Here is a 17,024-nt window from a genome sequence, read left to right on the forward strand (position 1 = left end):
CCCCTTACATTGCCCCCCTGCTTTGCCCCCCTGCTCAGAGGGCGAAGAGGTCGTCGTCGAGAAGGGGGTCGACCTCGACGGTCAGGTAACGGATGGCGAGGCTGTCGCGTCCGTTGGTGATGGTGATGGCCCGGGGCAGCTCCACGCCCGATGTGTCGCCTGTCTCGGCGAACCTTGCCCGGTAGAGGGTGACGCCGCCGCTGGTCTTCACAACTTCGGTCACCGCCGCTCCCTCTTCGTCCCTGGTCCTCACCTCGGCGCCCATGCGCTCGAGGGCCGCCGTGTCGCCGAGCAGAAGCCCAGTGAGCTCCATGGGGCTGAAGCGGCCGGAAAAGAGGGGCGTGTCGAGGCTGAGCGATCTCCTGTCGCCGCCCCGGTAGTAGACGAGTCTCGGGCCGTCGCCGGCCAGCACGGCCGCCACCTGGTCGAAGGGACCGTAGACCTCTATCCTGAACAGAGACGGCGCCTTGACGAGCACGAGCGCCCGGCCCCGCAGCCCGTCGCGGCCGATGGTGACGACCGCCTCGGCCCTCAGCGCCGAGGCCCGGCGCACGGCAGGCGGAGAATCCGCCCCGCCGTCGGCCCGGCGGCATGGCGTGAGAGAGGCGCAGCCCCCGACCAGCGCGGCCGCAACGACGAGGAGAAGGAGCCGGCGCAGCATCAGGGGCTGATCGCGAGTTCCCTTTCGAGCTTTTCGATCTTGCTCTTGAGCGAGCTGTTCTCCGGCGCCAGCTCACGGGCCTTGCGGTACGCCTCGATGGCCTTCTCCTTGGAGCTTCGCATGAGGTAGGCGTCGCCGAGGTGCTCCATGACCACGGCGTCGTTGGGCAGGTACTTTACGGCACGCTCCAGTTCCGTCACCGCCTTGCTGTACTCGCCCTTCTTGAAGTAGACCCAGCCGAGGCTGTCTATGATGTGTCCGCTCTCGGGCTTTATCGACAGGGCCCTGAGTATGTACTTCTCGGCTTCGTCGAGTCTTATGCCCTTTTCCGCGTAGGTGTAGCCTATGTAGTTGAGGGCGTTGGCGTGGTCGGGGTCGATCTCTATGACCTTGTGCATCTCGGCCAGGGTCTTGTCGTCCATGCCGGCGTCATCGTAGAGGACGCCGAGCATGAAGTGGAGCTCGGGGTTGCCGGGCGAGCGCTCCAGGGCCTGCTGCACCGCCTCCATGGCCTCGGTGATGCGGCCGGCCTTCTTGTAGACCGATACGAGGAGCCTGTAGAGTTCCTCGTCGTCGCGCCTTATTTCGAGGGTGTCCTTTATGCCGTTTATGGCGTCGTCGTAGCGGCCCTGTCTCTCGTATATGAATGCGAGCCTTATCTTGGCGTCGACGTATATGCTGTCGTCCGCCGGTATCCTGGCGAACTGGGCCGCCGCGCCCTCGAGGTCCCCCTTCTCCTCGTAGACCGTGCCGAGGTAGTAGCGCACCTTGTGGAGCTCGGGGTGGACGGCGAGGATCTCCTCGAACTCCCGTGCCGCCTCGTCGTAGCGCTTCTGCTCGAAGTAGATGAGGCCCATCTTGACGCCGGCGTCTATGCCGGTGTTCCTGTGCTTCTTGAGCACCTTGAACTCTTCGAGCGCCTTGTCGAGCTCGTTCAACTGGATGTAGATGTGGCCGAGACGGTTGCGCAGGTTGATGTTGTGGGGCATGAGCCTTACGGCCGTGCGGTAGGTCTCCACCGCCTTGTCGAGCTTGCCGGCGAACTCGTAGGCGAGGCCGAGCTCGAAGTAGGCCGCAGCGAAGGAGGGGTTTATGTCTATGGCCTTGCCGTAGTGGCGGATCGCCTCCTCGTAACGGCCGCGCTCGGACTCGATCCTGCCCAGGTAGTAGTGGGCCATTATGGAGTCGGGCTTTATCCTGACGAGCTCGCCGTAGACCTCCACGGCCTTGTCGTAGGACTTCTGCGAGGCGTAGAGGTTGCCGAGCAGGATGTAGGGCTTGGAGTCCTCGGGGGCGAGGGCTATGGCCTTTCTGTACATCTCCACGGCCTCGGCCGTCTGCTTGAGCATGGTGTGGAGCTCGCCGAGGTAGAGGTAGGCCGGCACGTAACTGTCGTCCGCCTCGACGGCCCGCTTGAGGTACTTGAAGGCCAGGTCGTTGTTGCCCTTCCTTATGTAGATGTGGGCCAGGTCGGTATAGAGGAGCGCCGACGAGGGGTCGTTCTCGATGGCCATCTTGTAGTTTTCTATGGCCTTTTCGATCTCGCCCCTGTTGAGGTGGAGCTGGGCCGCCGTGAAGTAGTAGTATGCGTCACGTCGCCCTCGCGCCTGCGTCTCGTGCTCTCCCCCGTCAGGCGGTGTCAGCGGGAAGCTCCCGTAGGCGCCCGATGTGGGCGTGCATGAGGCCATGAGGGCAAGGAGGACGACGGGCAGGAAGGCGGAGTTTCGCCTCGTGCGGTTCGTGCTACGTATCATCTTGGTTCTCTCCGTGTCGGAGGGACCGGTCCCGCGCACAGAGACGGCGCGGCGGCCCGCCGGTTCATGGTGGGAGCGGTTTGTGCAGGTCTGACTGGAATTTTAACATCTTTCCCGCTGCAAGTCAAATCAACGGAAAGGGCCTTGCCGCCGGAAAGGCGCTGAAAAAAATATTGAAAGCAGACGGTCGTTATAATAAGATAACCTGACTGAGCGCAGCCCGCTCCCCGAACAACACCCTTTACTAAGGAGCCCATATGACAGCGCAGGATAAGAGTGCAGGACAGTTCAAGAAGATCCTCTTCCCCACCGACTTCTCTTCCGCCTCGGAGTCGGCCCTGAGCCACGCCCTCACCATCGCCGTGAAGTTTTCGGCAAGGCTCTACGTGCTCCACGTGATAGACACGTCGAGGGAGGCGGCCGGCTTCTACGTGCCCCATCTCTCCTACGAGAAGCTCGACGGGGAGATGCGCGCCGGCGCGAAGCAGATGCTCGACAAGTTCTGCGTCAGTAACCTCCGCGACTTCGAAGACTACGAGCCCGTCATATTGATGGGAGCCCCCGACGTGGAGATCACGAACTTCGCCAGGAACAGCGGCGTGGACCTCATAGTCATGGCCACCCACGGCATGTCGGGCATCGAGAGACTCATATTCGGAAGCACCACGGAGCGGGTGCTGAGAAAGAGCGGGTGTCCGGTGCTCATGGTCCCTCCTTCCGAGGGAGGAAGCTGAGCCGCGGGTAGACGGCGGACGGCTCCCCGTGCTCTCAGCGGCGGCGCTTGCGCCGGCGAGGCCGGGCGCACGCCCCGTCTCCCCGGTCCACCCGCCGTCGCGCCGCCGGTCGCTACCTGCCGCGGGCAGGCCGCCTTCACCGGGCGGCGTTTTGTTTGAAGGAACGTCATGTTCGGCATAGGTTTCTCGGAGATAATAATAATACTCGTCATCGCCCTCATCGTCCTCGGCCCCGACAAGCTGCCCGACATCGCAAAGGTGCTGGGCAGGACCTTCGGCGAGTTCAGGAAGGCGGTGGACGAGCTCAAAAAGAGCGTTGACGTCACCGGGGGCATCGATGCCGAGAAGGTCAAGCGGGACCTCAGTATCGACGGCCCCTTCCTTCAGACGGGCGCCGAGGCGAGCGGGACGCCGGCCGCTAAGAAGGCGGTAAGGCGCAGGTCCAGGAGCGCGGCGGCGGCCAAGGCGGCTGCGCGGGGCGCCGCAACGGCCGCCGACTCCCGAAGCGGCCCGGCCGGAGACGAGAGCGCCGCAGTGGACCGCAAGGACGCCGCCGAGCGGCCAGGGACCGAAAAAGGATAAGAAGACCCCCCGTATATGACAAAGGAGAGACAGTCCGACGACCTGGGACGCATGTCCTTTACAGGCCACCTCAAGGAGCTTCGTGAAAGACTCGTTGTGAGCGTGGCCGCCATAGTCGTCTGCTTCGCCATCACCTACTACTACGCCGTAGAGGTCTACATGATCCTCTCGGAGCCGCTCCTGCCGGCGCTGCCCGAGGACCAGAGGTTCCTGGCCTTCACGGGCGTGGTCGAGCCCTTCTTCACCTACCTCAAGGCCGCCTTCGTGGCGGCCATCATCATGGCCAGCCCCGTCCTCCTCTTCGAGGCGTGGGCCTTCGTAGCCCCCGGTCTCTACAGGGGCGAGAGGAAGTGGTTCGCGCCCGTGGTGGTGGCGTCGTTTTTGCTCTTCATCCTCGGCGTCTACTTCGGATACAAGGTCGTCTTCCCCATAGGATTCAAGTACCTGCTGAGCTTCGCCGGCCCCGAGCTCAAGCCGGTGCTCTCCATGGGCGCATACTTCTCGCTGGCCACCAAGCTGCTCATCGCCTTCGGCATCGTCTTCCAGCTCCCGCTCGTCATTCTGGTGCTGGCAAGGCTCGGCATTGTGGACGCCCCCATGCTCATCGGCTGGTGGCGCTACGCCCTTCTGCTCTCCATAGTCGTGGGCGCCGTTCTCACGCCGCCGGACGTCTTCAGTCAGCTCCTCATGGGCGGACCCATAATGATCCTCTACGGCCTCGGCATAATCATAGCCATGCTCTTCGGCAAGAAGAAACCCGGGGTCCCGGAGGATGAGGAGGAAGAAGAGGAGGACGACCCCTGGTCCATAAAGAAGAAGACCGACGACGGGGAGAGCTGAGGCCAGGGGCGACGCGGCAAAAGGCCCCGGGCCCGTTCCGGGACCGGGGCCTTTCTTCATCCCCTCTTCGGGCAAGGTTTCCTCAGGGGTAGATCCTCGTAACGTTCGAGGCCTGCAGCCCCTTTTCCCCCTGGATTATGTCGAACTCGAAGATCTGGTCGCGGCTCGGCAGCGACGAGCTGTCGATTTCGTCACCGAAGGCGCTCTCGTGTACGAAGGCCGTGCCGTAGGGCGAGTCCTCGCGGCGCGTGTCGGTTATCCACAGGCCGGGGCCTATGACGCGCAGGTAGCGCATGAAGCCGAAGTTCTTGGTCTGGTTGAAGTTGTAGCAGATGCCGCGCACCCGTGAGCCCACCTCGCCCCACGGTATCCTGGTGTCGGCGCTGTTTATGGGCAGGAGGTTGGGTATGAGGTAGCCCGACATGAAGTGGTCGACCTCGCGTTTGAGCAGGCTCGAGACGTTCTGGAAGGCCACGGCCTCGACGCGGCATCCCCTGTTCTGCAGGGCCCTCACGACCTGTATGAAGTCGCCGTCGCCGGTGGCCATGCAGACGCGGTCGAGGTTTTCGCTCTGGAGGAGGGCGTCGACGGCCATATCGAGGTCGGCGTTGGCCTTGCCGAAGCGCGTGCCCGCCTCGTCGACGTACCACGTTACGGTCTTCTCTATGACCTTGAATCCGAAGTCGCGCAGCGCCGAATAGAAGTTGAGCGTGCGCTCCTTGTAGTCGGCGTCGGTGCGTGATCTCTCCTCGTCGTAGGCGACGTAGGCGTTGAGCCTCATGGGCTCTCCGCCCTCCCGGCAGGCGAAGTCCCTGAGTATGTCGAAGCGCATGCCGTAACCGCCGTTTCTGGCGATGTTGGCCACGTCTATGTAGAGTCCCACCTTCTGCGTCGTCGTTCTCGTCATCCTCTCCTCTCACTGGCGGCAGCGAGGGCGGGGGGCCAGGGAATATCCCCCCTTCTGCGGTGATGAGCCGGTCCCGTCGGCGCAAACGCCTTCGGCGCAAGCGCCCTCAGATGTCGAGGTTGGCCGCCTCGAGGGCGTGGGCCTCGATAAAGCGGCGGCGCGGCTCCACGGCGTCCCCCATGAGCCTTGTGAATATCTCTTCGGCCTCTACCGTGTCTTCCACCGTCACCTGCAGGAGCGCCCGTTTCTCCGGGTCCATGGTCGTCTCCCAGAGCTGCTCCGGGTTCATCTCGCCGAGGCCCTTGTAGCGCTGGATGGTGAGCCCCTTGCGGCCCGCCGCCAGGACCCTCTCCTTCAGCTCCGTGTGACTGTATATCTCCTGGCGGCCCGAATCGTCCGTCAGGATGTAGGGAGGGGAGCCCACGGCGCGGATGGCGGCTGCGTGCCGCCTGAGTTCGGCGAACTCGGGAGACGAGACCGTGTCGGTGTCGAGCGTAGTGGTGATGACCGTGCCGTTTCTCCTCGATGCGCAGACCAGGCGATGGCCCTGATGTTCCTCGTCGACCTCTACGGCGGCGTCGAAGGAAGTGATCTCGCGGTGAGCGGCGGCGATGAAGTCTTTTACCGAGGCCGCTATCTCCTCGAGCAGGGCCCTGTCCTTGAGGGCCGCGGCGTCGAAGCGCTCGTCCATGGCGAAGGCGCCCACCACGGCGCCGTCCTTGCCGCGCCTTGTCTTCCTCTCCACTATGCGCTGGAAGGCGGTTACACTCTTGAGGAATCCGACGAGCGTTCTGCCCTTGACGGGCTGTCGCGCGCCGCTCGGCGTGACGGTGAGCGTGTTCTGTATGGCGTCGAAGATGTAGGACTCGAGGGCGGCCTCGTCCTTGAGGTAACGGCCCTCCTTGCCGCGCTTTACGCGGAAGAGCGGCGGCTCGGCTATGTAGAGGTGGCCCTTTTCGACTATGGCCGGCATCTGGCGGTAGAAGAAGGTGAGAAGAAGCGTCCTTATGTGCGAGCCGTCCACGTCTGCGTCGGTCATGATGATGATGCGGTGGTAGCGCAGCCTCGAGGGGTCGAACTCGTCCTTGCCCACGCCGCAGCCCAGGGCCGTTATGATTGTCCGGATCTCCTCGTTGCTGAGCACCTTGTCGAAGCGCGCCTTCTCGACGTTGAGTATCTTGCCCTTGAGGGGGAGTATGGCCTGGAAGCGGCGGTCGCGGCCCTGCTTTGCCGAGCCGCCGGCCGAGTCGCCCTCCACTATGAAGAGCTCGCAGAGCGCCGGGTTGGTCTCCTGGCAGTCGGCGAGCTTGCCCGGCAGGGTCGTCGAATCGAGCGCGCCCTTCCTGCGTATGAGCTCCTTTGCCTTGCGGGCCGCCTCCCTGGCGCGCGCCCCCTCCAGCGCCTTCTGGATGATCTTTTTGGCCACCGCCGGGTTCTCTTCGAAGAAGGTGGAGAGACGCTCGCCGGTGATGCTCTTCACCAGCCCCTCGACCTCGCTGTTGCCGAGCTTGGTCTTGGTCTGTCCCTCGAACTGCGGGTCGGGCAGCTTAACGCTTATGACGGCCGTGAGCCCCTCGCGCACGTCGTCGCCCTGGAGGGTGGTCTGCTTGAGGTCCTTGAGCAGGTTGCGCGAGAGGGCGTAGTTGTTGATTGTGCGGGTGAGGGCGCTCTTGAAGCCCGTGAGATGGGTGCCTCCCTCGGTGGTGTTGATGTTGTTGGCGTAGGAGTAGATGTTCTCGTTGTAGGAGTCCACCCACTGGAGCGCCATCTCTATGTGCACGTCGTTCTTGCTGCCCGCGATGTGTATCACCCTGGGGTGGACGGCCGTCCTCGTGGCGTTGAGGTGCTCCACGAAGCTCTTGATGCCGCCCTTGTACTGGAAGGTGTGGCTCTTGTCGGTGCGTTCGTCGGTTATGGATATGCGAAGGCCGGCGTTGAGAAACGAAAGCTCGCGCAGGCGCTTGCTCAGCGTGTCGAAGCTGAACTCCGTGGTCTCGAAGATGCCGTCATCGGGCTTGAAGGTGATCTTCGTGCCCGAGGTGTTCGTCCTGCCCACCACCTCGAGCGCTCCTGTGGGCTTGCCCCTCTCGTAGCGCTGGTGGAAGACCTTGCCCTCGCGCTTTATCTCCACCTCGAGCCAGCTCGACAGGAAGTTCACCACCGTCACGCCCACGCCGTGGAGCCCCCCCGACACCTTGTAGGCCTTGTTCTCGAACTTGCCGCCTGCGTGCAGCTCGGTGAGCACCACCTCGACGGTGGGCTTCTTCTTCTCGGGGTGTTCCCTTACGGGGATGCCGCGGCCGTCGTCGGTGACGGTCACCGAGTTGTCGAGGTGGATGACCACGTCGATCCTGGAGCAGTGGCCCGCCAGCGCCTCGTCCACGGAGTTGTCCACCACCTCGTAGACGAGGTGGTGCAGACCCATTGCGCCGGTGGAGCCGATGTACATGGCGGGACGCTTTCGTACCGCCTCCAGCCCCTCGAGCACCTTGATCGATTCGGCGTCGTAGACGCCGCGTCCCTGCCTTGCCGCTTCCATCGTCCCGGTCTCTTCCTTCTTTTTCAGTTCCATGCCTCTCCCTTCGCTCTCCTCGCCGGTCCTCTCTCCGCGCCGCCTCTACGGCGGAGGCGGTCTGAAAATCCGGCGGGACAAACAAACCGTAAGTTTAACACAGCGGCGCCACGAGCGCCACAAAAAAATGCAGGGCCGCAGTCAATAACTCATTGAAAATGCGCAGCTTTTCAACGGACGTCAACTCCGGCGGGTACCGCCTTCCGCGCCGCCTTTGACAACGGCCCCCCAGGCTGTGATAACCTTGAGCGTATACCGCCGAGGGGGTGAAGTATGGAGAGCCTCGTCTTTTTGTTCAACACATTCGGTCTCGTGTGGGCCCTGGTCTCGATGGTCCTTCTCGCCGCCGCCTGGAGGGCGGCGGCGCGGAAGGCGGCCCCGCTCCACGCCTCGTTGATGAAGTTTCTCACCGCCGGCGCCTGGGTCTTTCTGCTCCTCTACCTTGCGAGCCACGGCGCCGGCGCCGGCTCATACGACAGGACGCGCATAAGCGGTCCGCTCGTCCCGTGGCTCGCCCTCCACGGCACGCTGGGGCTCGCCGTCGTGGTCGGCGCGGCCCTGCTCCTCGTCTCGAGGCTCAGGGGGCCGGCCGGTCCCGTCTCCACCCACCTCAACCGCTTTCACCGCGTCTACGGCAGGGTGACGGCGGGCTTGTGGATGTTCACCCACGCGGGAGGCGTGGCCAACTTCTGGCTGCTGGCGCCGTGAATGTTTCTCCGCCCCTGCGACGCAAGGTCCTTGAAAACCGCAGCCTCCGCCGCTATAATAACGATTTACACCCGCCACCGAAGGACACGCGGCCCGGAGGTGCAGACAATTACTGAGGGAACCTTTTTGTAAAAAGGTTCCCTCAGACTCCCTCCAAAAACTTTTAACGCGAGTTGGTTTCCCCCTGTCTTGCGGAGCAAGACAGGGGGAAACCAACTCGTATTGAAAGTCTTTGAAGGTGGTCTGGGGGAAACGTGGGCCTATGGCCCTTCTACAGAAAGTTTCCCCCAGGATAATTAAGCTTACGGAAAGGAGTGTCATGGTTGATCATCCTTTTTTGAAGGCCTGTCGCAGGGAGCCTGCCGGTTACACGCCCGTGTGGCTCATGCGTCAGGCGGGGCGCTATATGAAGGAGTACATGGAGATACGCAGGAAGCACTCCTTTCTCGAGATGTGCAGGACCCCGGAGATAGCCTGCGAGGTGACCCTCCAGCCCATAAGGGCCTTCGACCTCGACGCGGCCATCATATTCGCCGACATCCTCTTGCCACTCGAGGGGATGGGCATCGAGCTCGAGTTCGCAAAGAACGAAGGGCCGGTGATCCGCAACCCCGTGCGCACCAGGGCCGACATCGACGCCGTAAGGCTCATAGAGCCGGAAGAGGACGTACCGTACCTTCTCGAGGCCATAAGGCTCGTAAAGAAGGAGCTCGACGGCAGGGTGCCGCTCATAGGGTTCGCCGCCGCGCCCTTCACCCTGGCAAGCTACATAATAGAAGGCTCTGGTTCGCGCAACTACGTGAACGCCAAGGGACTCATGTACGGCGACCCCGAGGGGTGGCACGCCTTCATGGACAAGGTCTCGCGCGTTCTCTCAAGCTATGTGGAGGCCCAGGTGGAGGCGGGAGTCGACGCCGTGCAGATATTCGACAGCTGGGTCGGCTGTCTCGGTCCCGACGACTACCGGGAGTACGTCCTTCCCTACACGAAGAGGGTCATCGGGGCCGTCGAGGGCGTGCCGGTCATAAACTTCAGCACCAACACGGGCGCCTACATAGAGCTTGTTGCCTCGGCGGGCGGAGACGTGGTGGGCCTTGACTGGCGCGTAAGGCTCGGCGAGGCGTGGCGGCGCGTGGGGCACAACAGGGCGGTGCAGGGCAACCTCGACCCGGTGGTGCTCTTTGCTCCGCGCCAGGAGATAAGGCGCAGGGTCAAGGCCCTGCTCGACGAGGCCGAAGGCCGGCCGGGCCACATATTCAACCTCGGCCACGGCATAATAGTGGGCACGCCGGTGGACAACGTGCGGGCGCTGGTCGACGCCGTCCACGAGTTTTCGTCGAGGTAGAGAGGACGTGGCCCGGCCCGGGAGAAGGGGGGTCTTGCTTCTGGCCTTCGGCGGCGCGGCCTCGCTCGAAGAGGTGGAGCCCTTTCTGCGCAACGTTCTCGGCGGCAGGCCCGTGAGCGAAGAGATGATCGAACGCGCAAAGGAGCGCTACAGGCTCATAGGCGGCGGCTCTCCCCTTGCCGCCATAACCGGGGAACAGGCCGCGGCCCTGCAGGCGAGGCTCGAGGCCGGTCATCCCGGCCTGTACCGCTGCTACTGGGCCATGCGTCACTGGAAGCCCTTCATAAAGGATACGCTCCTTCGCATGGTCGAAGACTCCGTCGAGGAGGCGGCGGCCGTCGTCATGGCCCCCCACTCGTCGAGGGCCGCAACGGGCGGCTACGAAAAGGACCTCTCGGCGGCGTTGGAGACAACGGGCGGCTCTCCCCGCACCTCTTTCGTCGCCCCGTGGCACCGCCACCCCCTCTTCATCAGGGCCGTGGCCGCCAACCTCTCGGCGGCGTTGGAGCAATTGAGACGGGCCCGCAAGGTGCGTGTCATATTCAGCGCCCACAGCCTGCCGCTCGCCACCATCGAAGGCGACCCCTACGTGCGCAAGCTCGAAGAGACCATAGCCGACGTGACCGCCATCGTGGACTGCCGCTGGCGCCTCGCCTTCCAGAGCAGGGGAGCCGGGCCGCGTCCCTGGCTCGGCCCCTCCGTGGAGGAAGTCATGGAGGAGGCCGCGAAAGAAGGCTTCGACGCCGTGGCGCTCGTTCCTCTCGGCTTTACGGCCGATCACGTGGAGACACTCTACGACATCGACATCCACTTCAGCGGCGAGGCCCGGCGCCTGGGGCTCGGGTTTGCAAGGAGCGCCTCCCTCAACGCCTCGCCGCTCTTCATCGACGCCCTCGCCGACGTCGTGACCTCCCACTTCGAGGCCCTGCCGTGAAGAGGGTGGTCATCGTCGGAGGCGGCGTCTCGGGGCTCGTCACGGCCTACCGCATCGAAGAGGCGGCGAAGCGGGAGGGCCTGGAAGTGAAGGTCACGCTCCTTGAAAGACGCGACCGGCCGGGCGGCAACATAAGGACCGAGCGCGTCGACGGCTACCTCATCGAGGCCGGCCCCGACTGCTTCCTCTCGGAAAAGCCCTGGGCCCTGGCGCTCTGCCGCGAAACGGGGCTCGGCGACGAGCTGCTCGCAACGAACGAAGAGCACCGCAAGACATACGTGCTTTCGGGCGGAAGGCTCCACGAACTGCCCGAAGGCGTCATCCTCATGGTGCCCACCAGGATAGTTCCGCTTCTTGCAAGCTCCCTCATATCGCTCCGCGGCAAGCTGCGCATGGCCATGGAGCCCTTCGTCCCCCGCAGAAAGGGGGAGGCGGACGAGAGCCTCGGCGACTTCGTGAGGAGGCGTCTCGGCCGGGAGGTGCTCGAAAAGATAGCCGAGCCGCTCGTTGCCGGAGTCCACGCGGGCGACCCGGAGACGATGAGCATAAAGAGCAGCTTCCCCAAGTTCGTCGAGCTCGAAGAGCGCTACGGGAGCCTCATCATAGGGATGCTCTCGCGCATAAGGAAGATGCGCGAAATGAAGCGCAGGGAGGGCGGGGGGGGCGGTCGAGGGGAGCGGGTCACCATGTTCATGACCCTGCGAAGCGGGCTCTCGACACTCGTAGATCGGCTCTTGGAGCTGACCCCATCCGCGGAGGTCCGCACCGGCGCCGTAGCCGCGGCCCTGCGGCGCACGGCCCGCGGCTACGAGGTGGGCCTTGAGGGAGGCGAGCGGGTCGAGGCCGACGCCGTGGTCATAGCCGCGCCGGCCTACGCGGCCGCCCGGCTCGTCGAAGAACTCGACGGCGAGCTCGCCGCAAGGCTCCTCTCCATACCCTACGTATCGACGGCCACCGTCTCGCTCGGCTACAGGCGAGGCGACGTGGCTCACCCGCTCGACGGCTTCGGCTTCGTCGTGCCCCGCGCCGAGGGGCGCGCCATCACGGCCGCCTCCTGGGTGTCGCAGAAGTTCGCCCACCGGGCCCCCGAAGGCGCGGCCCTCATACGCTGCTTCATCGGCGGCGCGAAGAACGAGGAACTCGCCCTGGCGGACGAAGAGGAGCTTTCGGCCACGGCGCGGCGCGAGCTGCGGGAGATAATGGGCATAGAGGCCGAGCCGCAGGTGACGAGGGTGTACCGCTGGCGCAAGGCCATGCCCCAGTACACCACGGGACACGCCGAGAGGGTGAAGGCGATCCGCCGTCTCACGGAGGCGAGACCCGGCCTCTTCCTCACGGGCAGCGCCTACGAAGGCATCGGCATAAGCGACTGCGTGAGGCAGGGCGGCGAGACGGCCGGGCGGGTCGTGAGGTTCCTCGCCGAAAAGGACTCTCCATAGCGTAGAGGGCGGCGTAGCGTTCCCCTTCGTCTCGCGCAGGCCCCCTCCGCCGTCGGCGGGCATTCGAAACCTATTGAGCCGGGCCGGTCGTCGTGTTATAAGATACGCGCGGTTCGGCCGTCACTTCCACCCGCGGAGTCTCCCGGCGCAGAGTACGCATCCACCTGACGCTCCTACCCTTCGGCACGACGCCGCACCGCTGCGTATCCGAAAAAAAACGCGGAGGTGTCCCATGTCCGACGACATAAGAGCGACGGTTGAGAGGTTCTACTCCGAGGCCGCCACCGAGCCCAGGCCGGGGCTGTGCTGCCCCGTATCGGTGCCCAGGGAGGAGGTCGCCCACATCCCCGAGGAACTCTTCGACATATCCTACGGCTGCGGCAGCCCCGTGCTCGCCGCGGGCCTTGCCCCGGGCATGACGCTCCTCGACCTGGGCTGCGGAGCCGGCGTGGACTGCTTCATCGCCGCGAAACTCGTGGGCGGCGGGGGCCGCGTCATAGGCGTCGACATGACCGACGAGATGTTGCGCCGCGCCAGGGAGGCGGCCATCCGCATCTGCGAAAACCTCGGCTACGACGTCGTGGAGTTCAGAAAGGGCTTTCTCGAAAAGATACCGGTCGAAGACGGCTCGGTCGATGTCGTCACATCCAACTGCGTCATAAACCTCTCGCCCCACAAGGACAGGGTCATGCGGGAGATTTACAGGGTCCTGAAGGACTCCGGCACCTTCTGCATATCGGACGTGGTGGCCGGCAAGGAGATCCCCCCGGAGATACGCGCCGACAGCCGCCTCTGGGGCGAATGCATCGCCGGCGCCGTGCGCGAGGAGGAGTTCATCGAGACGGCCCGCGCCGCCGGCTTCTACGGCATAAAGACGGAGGGCAAGTACCTGTACAGGAGGGTGGAGGGCATAGACTTCCACGCCGTGACCATTCGGGGATACAAGCTCGCAAGAGGGGAGATCTGCGTCTACCGGGGCCACATGGCGGTCTACAACGGTCCCTTCAGCTCGGTGTGCGACGACGAGGGGCACACGTTTCCGGCCGGCAGGCCCGTTGAGGTCTGCACGGACACGGCCGAGCGGCTGAGACGCCCCCCCTACCGGGATCACTTCACAGTCATCGAACCCGGGGAGACGGCCCGCGCCGCGCCGTGCAAGGTCGGCGATATGAAGACAGGGTGCTGCTGAGGGTCCCGGCCGCCGTGGCGGCTCATCGAGGGCCGGCGGCGCCGGCTCAGAAACGGCGGTAGAGTTCGAGGCCCCAGTACCACGTGTCGTAGACGCTCGCGCTCTTTAACCCCGCCTTGACGAGCACGGATAGGGTCGTGGACGTGTCCGCGAGCTCGACCACCAGTCCGCTCTGGGCGGCATTGAAGGCGTCGTTGCCCATGATGACAGCCTCCCAGCCGCCGCTCAGGCGGATGTGCCCGCCGAGGCGGCCGATGCCGTGTCCGGCCCTGAGCCTGGCCCACAGGAAGCCGTCCACGGTGCTGAAGCTCGCAATGAAGCTCACCGACGAGAAGCCGCGGCCCCAGCGGTAGGCCTCCACCTGGAATGAGACGCCGGCGTCGCGGCTGCGAAGCGGCGGCCGCCGCAGCCGCTCCACGCGGCTTTCGCGCAGGTCCGCCCCCACGCTCCAGGTGACGGTGCAGTCCCCCTCGGTAAGCCTTGCTCCCGCGGCGGGCAGGACCATGGTCTGCCGCCCGCCGAGCTCCCTCCCGCCAGACCGGAAGGAGTAGCTCAGCCTCCCGACGAACAACTTCCTTACCAGACCGTAGCGGCCGCTTGCGGGCCTTGAGGCGATGAGGCCCGTGTAGGCGAAGCCCTGGCCGCGGCCGTCGCGCTCGAAGCCCGCTATGGCGTCCGCCGCCCCCTGCGCCGCCCCCTGCGCAGGGGCGAGCACCGCCGCAAGGGACAGCGCCGCTACGAGAGCTCTCTTGCGGCCCGCCAAATCGCGGCTCCCCCGCCTTGCTCGACGAACCTCACCCCCGCCCGCACCGACCGCAGACTCCTCCTCTGCCATACGACCCTCGCCTCGACGGCCCCGTTGCCGTCCTTCGACAGGCCGAGCCATATGGACTCGGGCAGGGGACGCCGGCCCCTCACCTCGATGCGCACCCCTCCGAGCCCCACGTCTATTGTCCTCACGGCGAGTTCTCCGCTCCCCGCCGGCAACTCGCAGCGAAGCGGCACCGGGGCCCTGAGCCTCGGGGAGAGCCGCCGCAGCGCCGCCGTGTGAGCGGCTGCGAAGCGGAGAGCGACGGCCGCTACGACGACGCGCGCTCCCGCGCCGCGGGGGTGCGCGTCGTGGGCGCCGCTCCAGCTCTCGGGCCGGCCGAAGAGGAGATCGGAGAGGACGGCCGCCGTCTCGTCCGGCGCCGCCGTGAAGGCGAAGGCGGCCACAACCTCGCCGTCCCGTTCGTCGTGGCGCAGGGCCCTGGCCTCAAGCCGCACGGTCTTCTCCCCGCAGGGCAGCTCCACCGCTGCGTCCCGCCCCTCGAGCCCCGCGGGCTCGTCGAGCGAAAGCAGCACGCCGCCCTCGCCCACGTCCCTCGTGCGGCAACGGAGCGCAAGGCCGCCAGTGTGCAGGCCCGCCTCCACCGTCCTCGCAAGCCTCGGCGCCAGGCGGCGCTGGAAGGTCACGCCGGCGGCGGCGAGGCAGGGGAGCAGCAACAGGCAGTTGTAAAGGGTCCAGACAAGACAGATGACGGTCACTCCGGCCGGGCCGTTACGGACGAGCTCCGTCAGGCCGGCACCGACTCCCGCGGCGAGGGCGGCGAAGACGACGGCGTAGGGGGCGACGAGGCGGACTGGCGCACGGGCCCCCGCCGTGCGCTCGCCCTTGGGCGTCACCTCGAAGCCGGCCCTCCGGGGCGAGACGAGAGAACGCAAAGCGGCCGTCAGCGTAAAACACATGGCCGTCTCGTAGACGTCGCTCCAGAAGGCGCTGCGCATGCCGCGGCCCAGGGTCGAAAGCACGAGTAGCGAAGCGAGGTAATGGGCTCCGTAGATGCTCAGGAAGACGGGAAGCTCGGTCTTGAGAGGGGCCTTGCCGAGCAGGAGGTAGAATAGCGGCGAGAGGAGGTATACGATGCGCGGCGGGCCGAGGAGGAAGTAGATGTTCGAGGCCAGGTAGTTTATCCTCTGGTGCAGCGTAAGCCCCCGCTTGAGAATGGGGTTGTCGAGCCTCAGAAGCTGCATGGCGCCCGTGGCCCAGCGTCTCCGCTGGATGAGGTAGCCCTCAAGGCTCTCGGGCGCGAGACCCGCCGAGAGGTCACGGTTCAGGTAGAGCGAACCGTAGCCGCGGGCATGGAGCTCCATGCTCGTATGGATATCCTCGGTCACCGTCTCGGTGCGGAAACCGCCGGCTTGCTCGAGGGCCGAGCGCCTGAAGAGGCCGCAGGACCCGGTGAAGAAGGCGCTGTTGTAGCGGTCCCTGCCGGGCTGGATGACGTGGAAGAAGAGGTCCTGTTCGCCCGGCGGCGAGGGCCCGGGACGCAGGGCGCGCTGAAAGGGGTCGTCGTTGTAGAAGTGATGGGCCGTCTGGAGGAAGGCCAGCCTCCCGCCGCCCCTGAAAAAGGGCGCGGTCTCCCTCAGGAAGGTGCGCACCGGCACGTGGTCGCAGTCGAAGAGCGCCACGAGCTCCCTCGATGTGAGGGCGAGGGCGTGGTTTATGTTTCCCGCCTTTGCGTGCTCGCTGCCGGCCCTGCCGATGTAGCGGCAACCGAGGCGGCGGGCGAGGGCGCGGACCTCGCTGCGGCCGCCGTCGTCGAGCACGTGGACCTCGAAGCGGCCCTCGGGGTAGTCCTGGCCGAGACAGCCGAGCACGGTGCGCCTCAGTATCTCCACGGGCTCGTCGTATATGGTGACGAAGACGTCAACCTCAGGAAGCTCCGCCTCCGGCACCGCCGGAGGCTCGGGTGTGGTGGGAGAGGCCGACTGGTAACAGAAGAGCAGGGCCTGGATGAAGCCGTAGAGCTCGGCTGCGTAAAGGGCAAGGCCGAGGGCCCTCTCGCTCCACTCGTCGCCGCCGAGTGTAAAGAGACCCCGCCAGGCGAGATACCTCAGCGACAGGACGGCGGAGAGGATAACGAGCGCCGCCCGACGCCGCGCTCCGCTCCCGAAGGCCAGGGCCGCGGCGGCTGCGGCGCCGCCCATGGAGACGATGAAGTGGTCCTCGATGAGAAAAGACATCTGATTGCCGTGGTGAAGGGATCCCGGCCGGCCGTCACGCAAGGAGCGGTGACATAACGACGCAGCGGTTTAAACGGCAGAGGAAGAAAACATTCAAACAACCGCTTGATTTTACTGGAAAACCCGGATTCTTTCCCGGCGACAGGCGACTATTTTACAAGGTAATACCCGAGGAAGCTCTGATTGATTAGCCTGTGGGAAACTTTCTGTAGAAGGGCCACAGGCCCGCGTCTCCCCAAGACCCCCCTCGTATGCTATTAGGATGTTTTGCGGTCCTCTGGAGGTTCGGCCCGCGCCAGGCGGGATTGTTACGCCTTTGCGGCCCGAACCTCCAGAGGACCGCCCCCCCCGGA

14 protein-coding genes are annotated in these 17,024 nt (G+C 65.2%); 8 read left to right on the forward strand and 6 right to left on the reverse strand.

Translation table 11 applies throughout. The annotated features are described in order from the left end of the window. Positions 1-34: 34 nt before the first annotated feature. The gene (locus tag ENJ37_04470) at positions 35-661 is read right to left on the reverse strand and encodes a hypothetical protein (protein HHL39737.1); all 627 of its coding nucleotides are present in this window, start codon (positions 659-661) and stop codon (positions 35-37) included. Then, complete coding sequence (locus ENJ37_04475) at positions 661-2,415, reverse strand: tetratricopeptide repeat protein (GenBank protein ID HHL39738.1); 1,755 nt, start codon at positions 2,413-2,415, stop codon at positions 661-663. The genes ENJ37_04470 and ENJ37_04475 overlap by 1 nt, the downstream gene beginning before the upstream one ends. Positions 2,416-2,672: 257 nt before the next feature. Between ENJ37_04475 and ENJ37_04480 the strand changes: the two genes are divergently transcribed. The 3 genes from ENJ37_04480 (at position 2,673) to tatC (ending at position 4,571) form a co-directional block, all read left to right on the forward strand. Then, on the forward strand, positions 2,673-3,149 hold the full coding sequence (locus tag ENJ37_04480) for a universal stress protein (GenBank protein ID HHL39739.1): 477 nt from the start codon (positions 2,673-2,675) through the stop codon (positions 3,147-3,149). Between the two features lie 168 nt (positions 3,150-3,317). After that, positions 3,318-3,731 (forward strand): twin-arginine translocase subunit TatB, encoded by a 414-nt coding sequence (locus tag ENJ37_04485; protein ID HHL39740.1) that lies wholly within the window; start codon positions 3,318-3,320, stop codon positions 3,729-3,731. A 15-nt stretch (positions 3,732-3,746) separates the two neighbouring features. Next, on the forward strand, positions 3,747-4,571 hold the full coding sequence (gene tatC / locus ENJ37_04490; GenBank protein HHL39741.1) for a twin-arginine translocase subunit TatC: 825 nt from the start codon (positions 3,747-3,749) through the stop codon (positions 4,569-4,571). A gap of 82 nt (positions 4,572-4,653) precedes the next feature. Here the strand turns inward: tatC and ENJ37_04495 are convergent, their stop codons facing one another. Together ENJ37_04495 and gyrB are read right to left on the reverse strand one after the other, a co-directional pair. Next, on the reverse strand, positions 4,654-5,478 hold the full coding sequence (locus tag ENJ37_04495; GenBank protein HHL39742.1) for an NYN domain-containing protein: 825 nt from the start codon (positions 5,476-5,478) through the stop codon (positions 4,654-4,656). 106 nt (positions 5,479-5,584) lie between these two features. Continuing rightward, on the reverse strand, positions 5,585-8,017 hold the full coding sequence (gene gyrB / locus ENJ37_04500) for a DNA topoisomerase (ATP-hydrolyzing) subunit B (GenBank protein HHL39743.1): 2,433 nt from the start codon (positions 8,015-8,017) through the stop codon (positions 5,585-5,587). A 306-nt stretch (positions 8,018-8,323) separates the two neighbouring features. On the opposite strand from gyrB, the gene ENJ37_04505 reads away from it, so the two are divergent. The 5 genes from ENJ37_04505 (at position 8,324) to ENJ37_04525 (ending at position 13,665) form a co-directional block, all read left to right on the forward strand. Beyond that, entirely contained in the window at positions 8,324-8,758 is a 435-nt protein-coding gene (locus ENJ37_04505) for a DUF420 domain-containing protein (protein HHL39744.1), read from the forward strand. A gap of 319 nt (positions 8,759-9,077) precedes the next feature. Beyond that, a complete protein-coding gene (gene hemE / locus ENJ37_04510) occupies positions 9,078-10,103 on the forward strand; it encodes a uroporphyrinogen decarboxylase (GenBank protein HHL39745.1) in 1,026 nt (341 codons plus the stop codon). A 7-nt stretch (positions 10,104-10,110) separates the two neighbouring features. Next, positions 10,111-11,037, forward strand: a complete 927-nt coding sequence (gene hemH, locus ENJ37_04515; GenBank protein HHL39746.1) for a ferrochelatase — start codon at positions 10,111-10,113, stop codon at positions 11,035-11,037. Continuing rightward, complete coding sequence (gene hemG / locus ENJ37_04520) at positions 11,034-12,476, forward strand: protoporphyrinogen oxidase (GenBank protein ID HHL39747.1); 1,443 nt, start codon at positions 11,034-11,036, stop codon at positions 12,474-12,476. Before hemH ends, hemG begins: the two co-directional genes overlap by 4 nt. Before the next feature lie 232 nt (positions 12,477-12,708). Further along, positions 12,709-13,665, forward strand: coding sequence for a methyltransferase domain-containing protein (locus tag ENJ37_04525; protein HHL39748.1), 957 nt, complete (start codon positions 12,709-12,711; stop codon positions 13,663-13,665). Positions 13,666-13,711: 46 nt separating this feature from the next. On the opposite strand, the gene bcsS is transcribed toward ENJ37_04525, so the two are convergent. Then, entirely contained in the window at positions 13,712-14,551 is an 840-nt protein-coding gene (bcsS, locus tag ENJ37_04530; protein HHL39749.1) for a cellulose biosynthesis protein BcsS, read from the reverse strand. Then, positions 14,401-16,671 carry a glycosyltransferase gene (locus ENJ37_04535; protein HHL39750.1) on the reverse strand — a complete coding sequence of 757 codons (2,271 nt, stop codon included), beginning with the start codon at positions 16,669-16,671 and terminating at the stop codon, positions 14,401-14,403. The genes bcsS and ENJ37_04535 overlap by 151 nt, the downstream gene beginning before the upstream one ends. Between the last annotated feature and the right edge of the window lie 353 nt (positions 16,672-17,024).

The organism is Deltaproteobacteria bacterium, assembly GCA_011375175.1.
Classification (GTDB): domain Bacteria; phylum Desulfobacterota; class GWC2-55-46; order GWC2-55-46; family DRME01; genus DRME01.

Bases quoted from the DNA above. Each gene is read 5' to 3' on its own strand.
- ENJ37_04470 (HHL39737.1), bottom strand. From the start codon at position 661: ATGCTGCGCCGGCTCCTTCTCCTCGTCGTTGCGGCCGCGCTGGTCGGG.
- gyrB (HHL39743.1), bottom strand. From the start codon at position 8,017: ATGGAAGCGGCAAGGCAGGGACGCGGCGTCTACGACGCCGAATCGATC.
- ENJ37_04485 (HHL39740.1), top strand. From the start codon at position 3,318: ATGTTCGGCATAGGTTTCTCGGAGATAATAATAATACTCGTCATCGCC.
- ENJ37_04480 (HHL39739.1), top strand. From the start codon at position 2,673: ATGACAGCGCAGGATAAGAGTGCAGGACAGTTCAAGAAGATCCTCTTC.
- ENJ37_04525 (HHL39748.1), top strand. From the start codon at position 12,709: ATGTCCGACGACATAAGAGCGACGGTTGAGAGGTTCTACTCCGAGGCC.
- hemE (HHL39745.1), top strand. From the start codon at position 9,078: ATGGTTGATCATCCTTTTTTGAAGGCCTGTCGCAGGGAGCCTGCCGGT.
- bcsS (HHL39749.1), bottom strand. From the start codon at position 14,551: ATGGCTCGGCCTGTCGAAGGACGGCAACGGGGCCGTCGAGGCGAGGGT.
- ENJ37_04495 (HHL39742.1), bottom strand. From the start codon at position 5,478: ATGACGAGAACGACGACGCAGAAGGTGGGACTCTACATAGACGTGGCC.
- tatC (HHL39741.1), top strand. From the start codon at position 3,747: ATGACAAAGGAGAGACAGTCCGACGACCTGGGACGCATGTCCTTTACA.
- ENJ37_04535 (HHL39750.1), bottom strand. From the start codon at position 16,671: ATGTCTTTTCTCATCGAGGACCACTTCATCGTCTCCATGGGCGGCGCC.
- ENJ37_04475 (HHL39738.1), bottom strand. From the start codon at position 2,415: ATGATACGTAGCACGAACCGCACGAGGCGAAACTCCGCCTTCCTGCCC.
- ENJ37_04505 (HHL39744.1), top strand. From the start codon at position 8,324: ATGGAGAGCCTCGTCTTTTTGTTCAACACATTCGGTCTCGTGTGGGCC.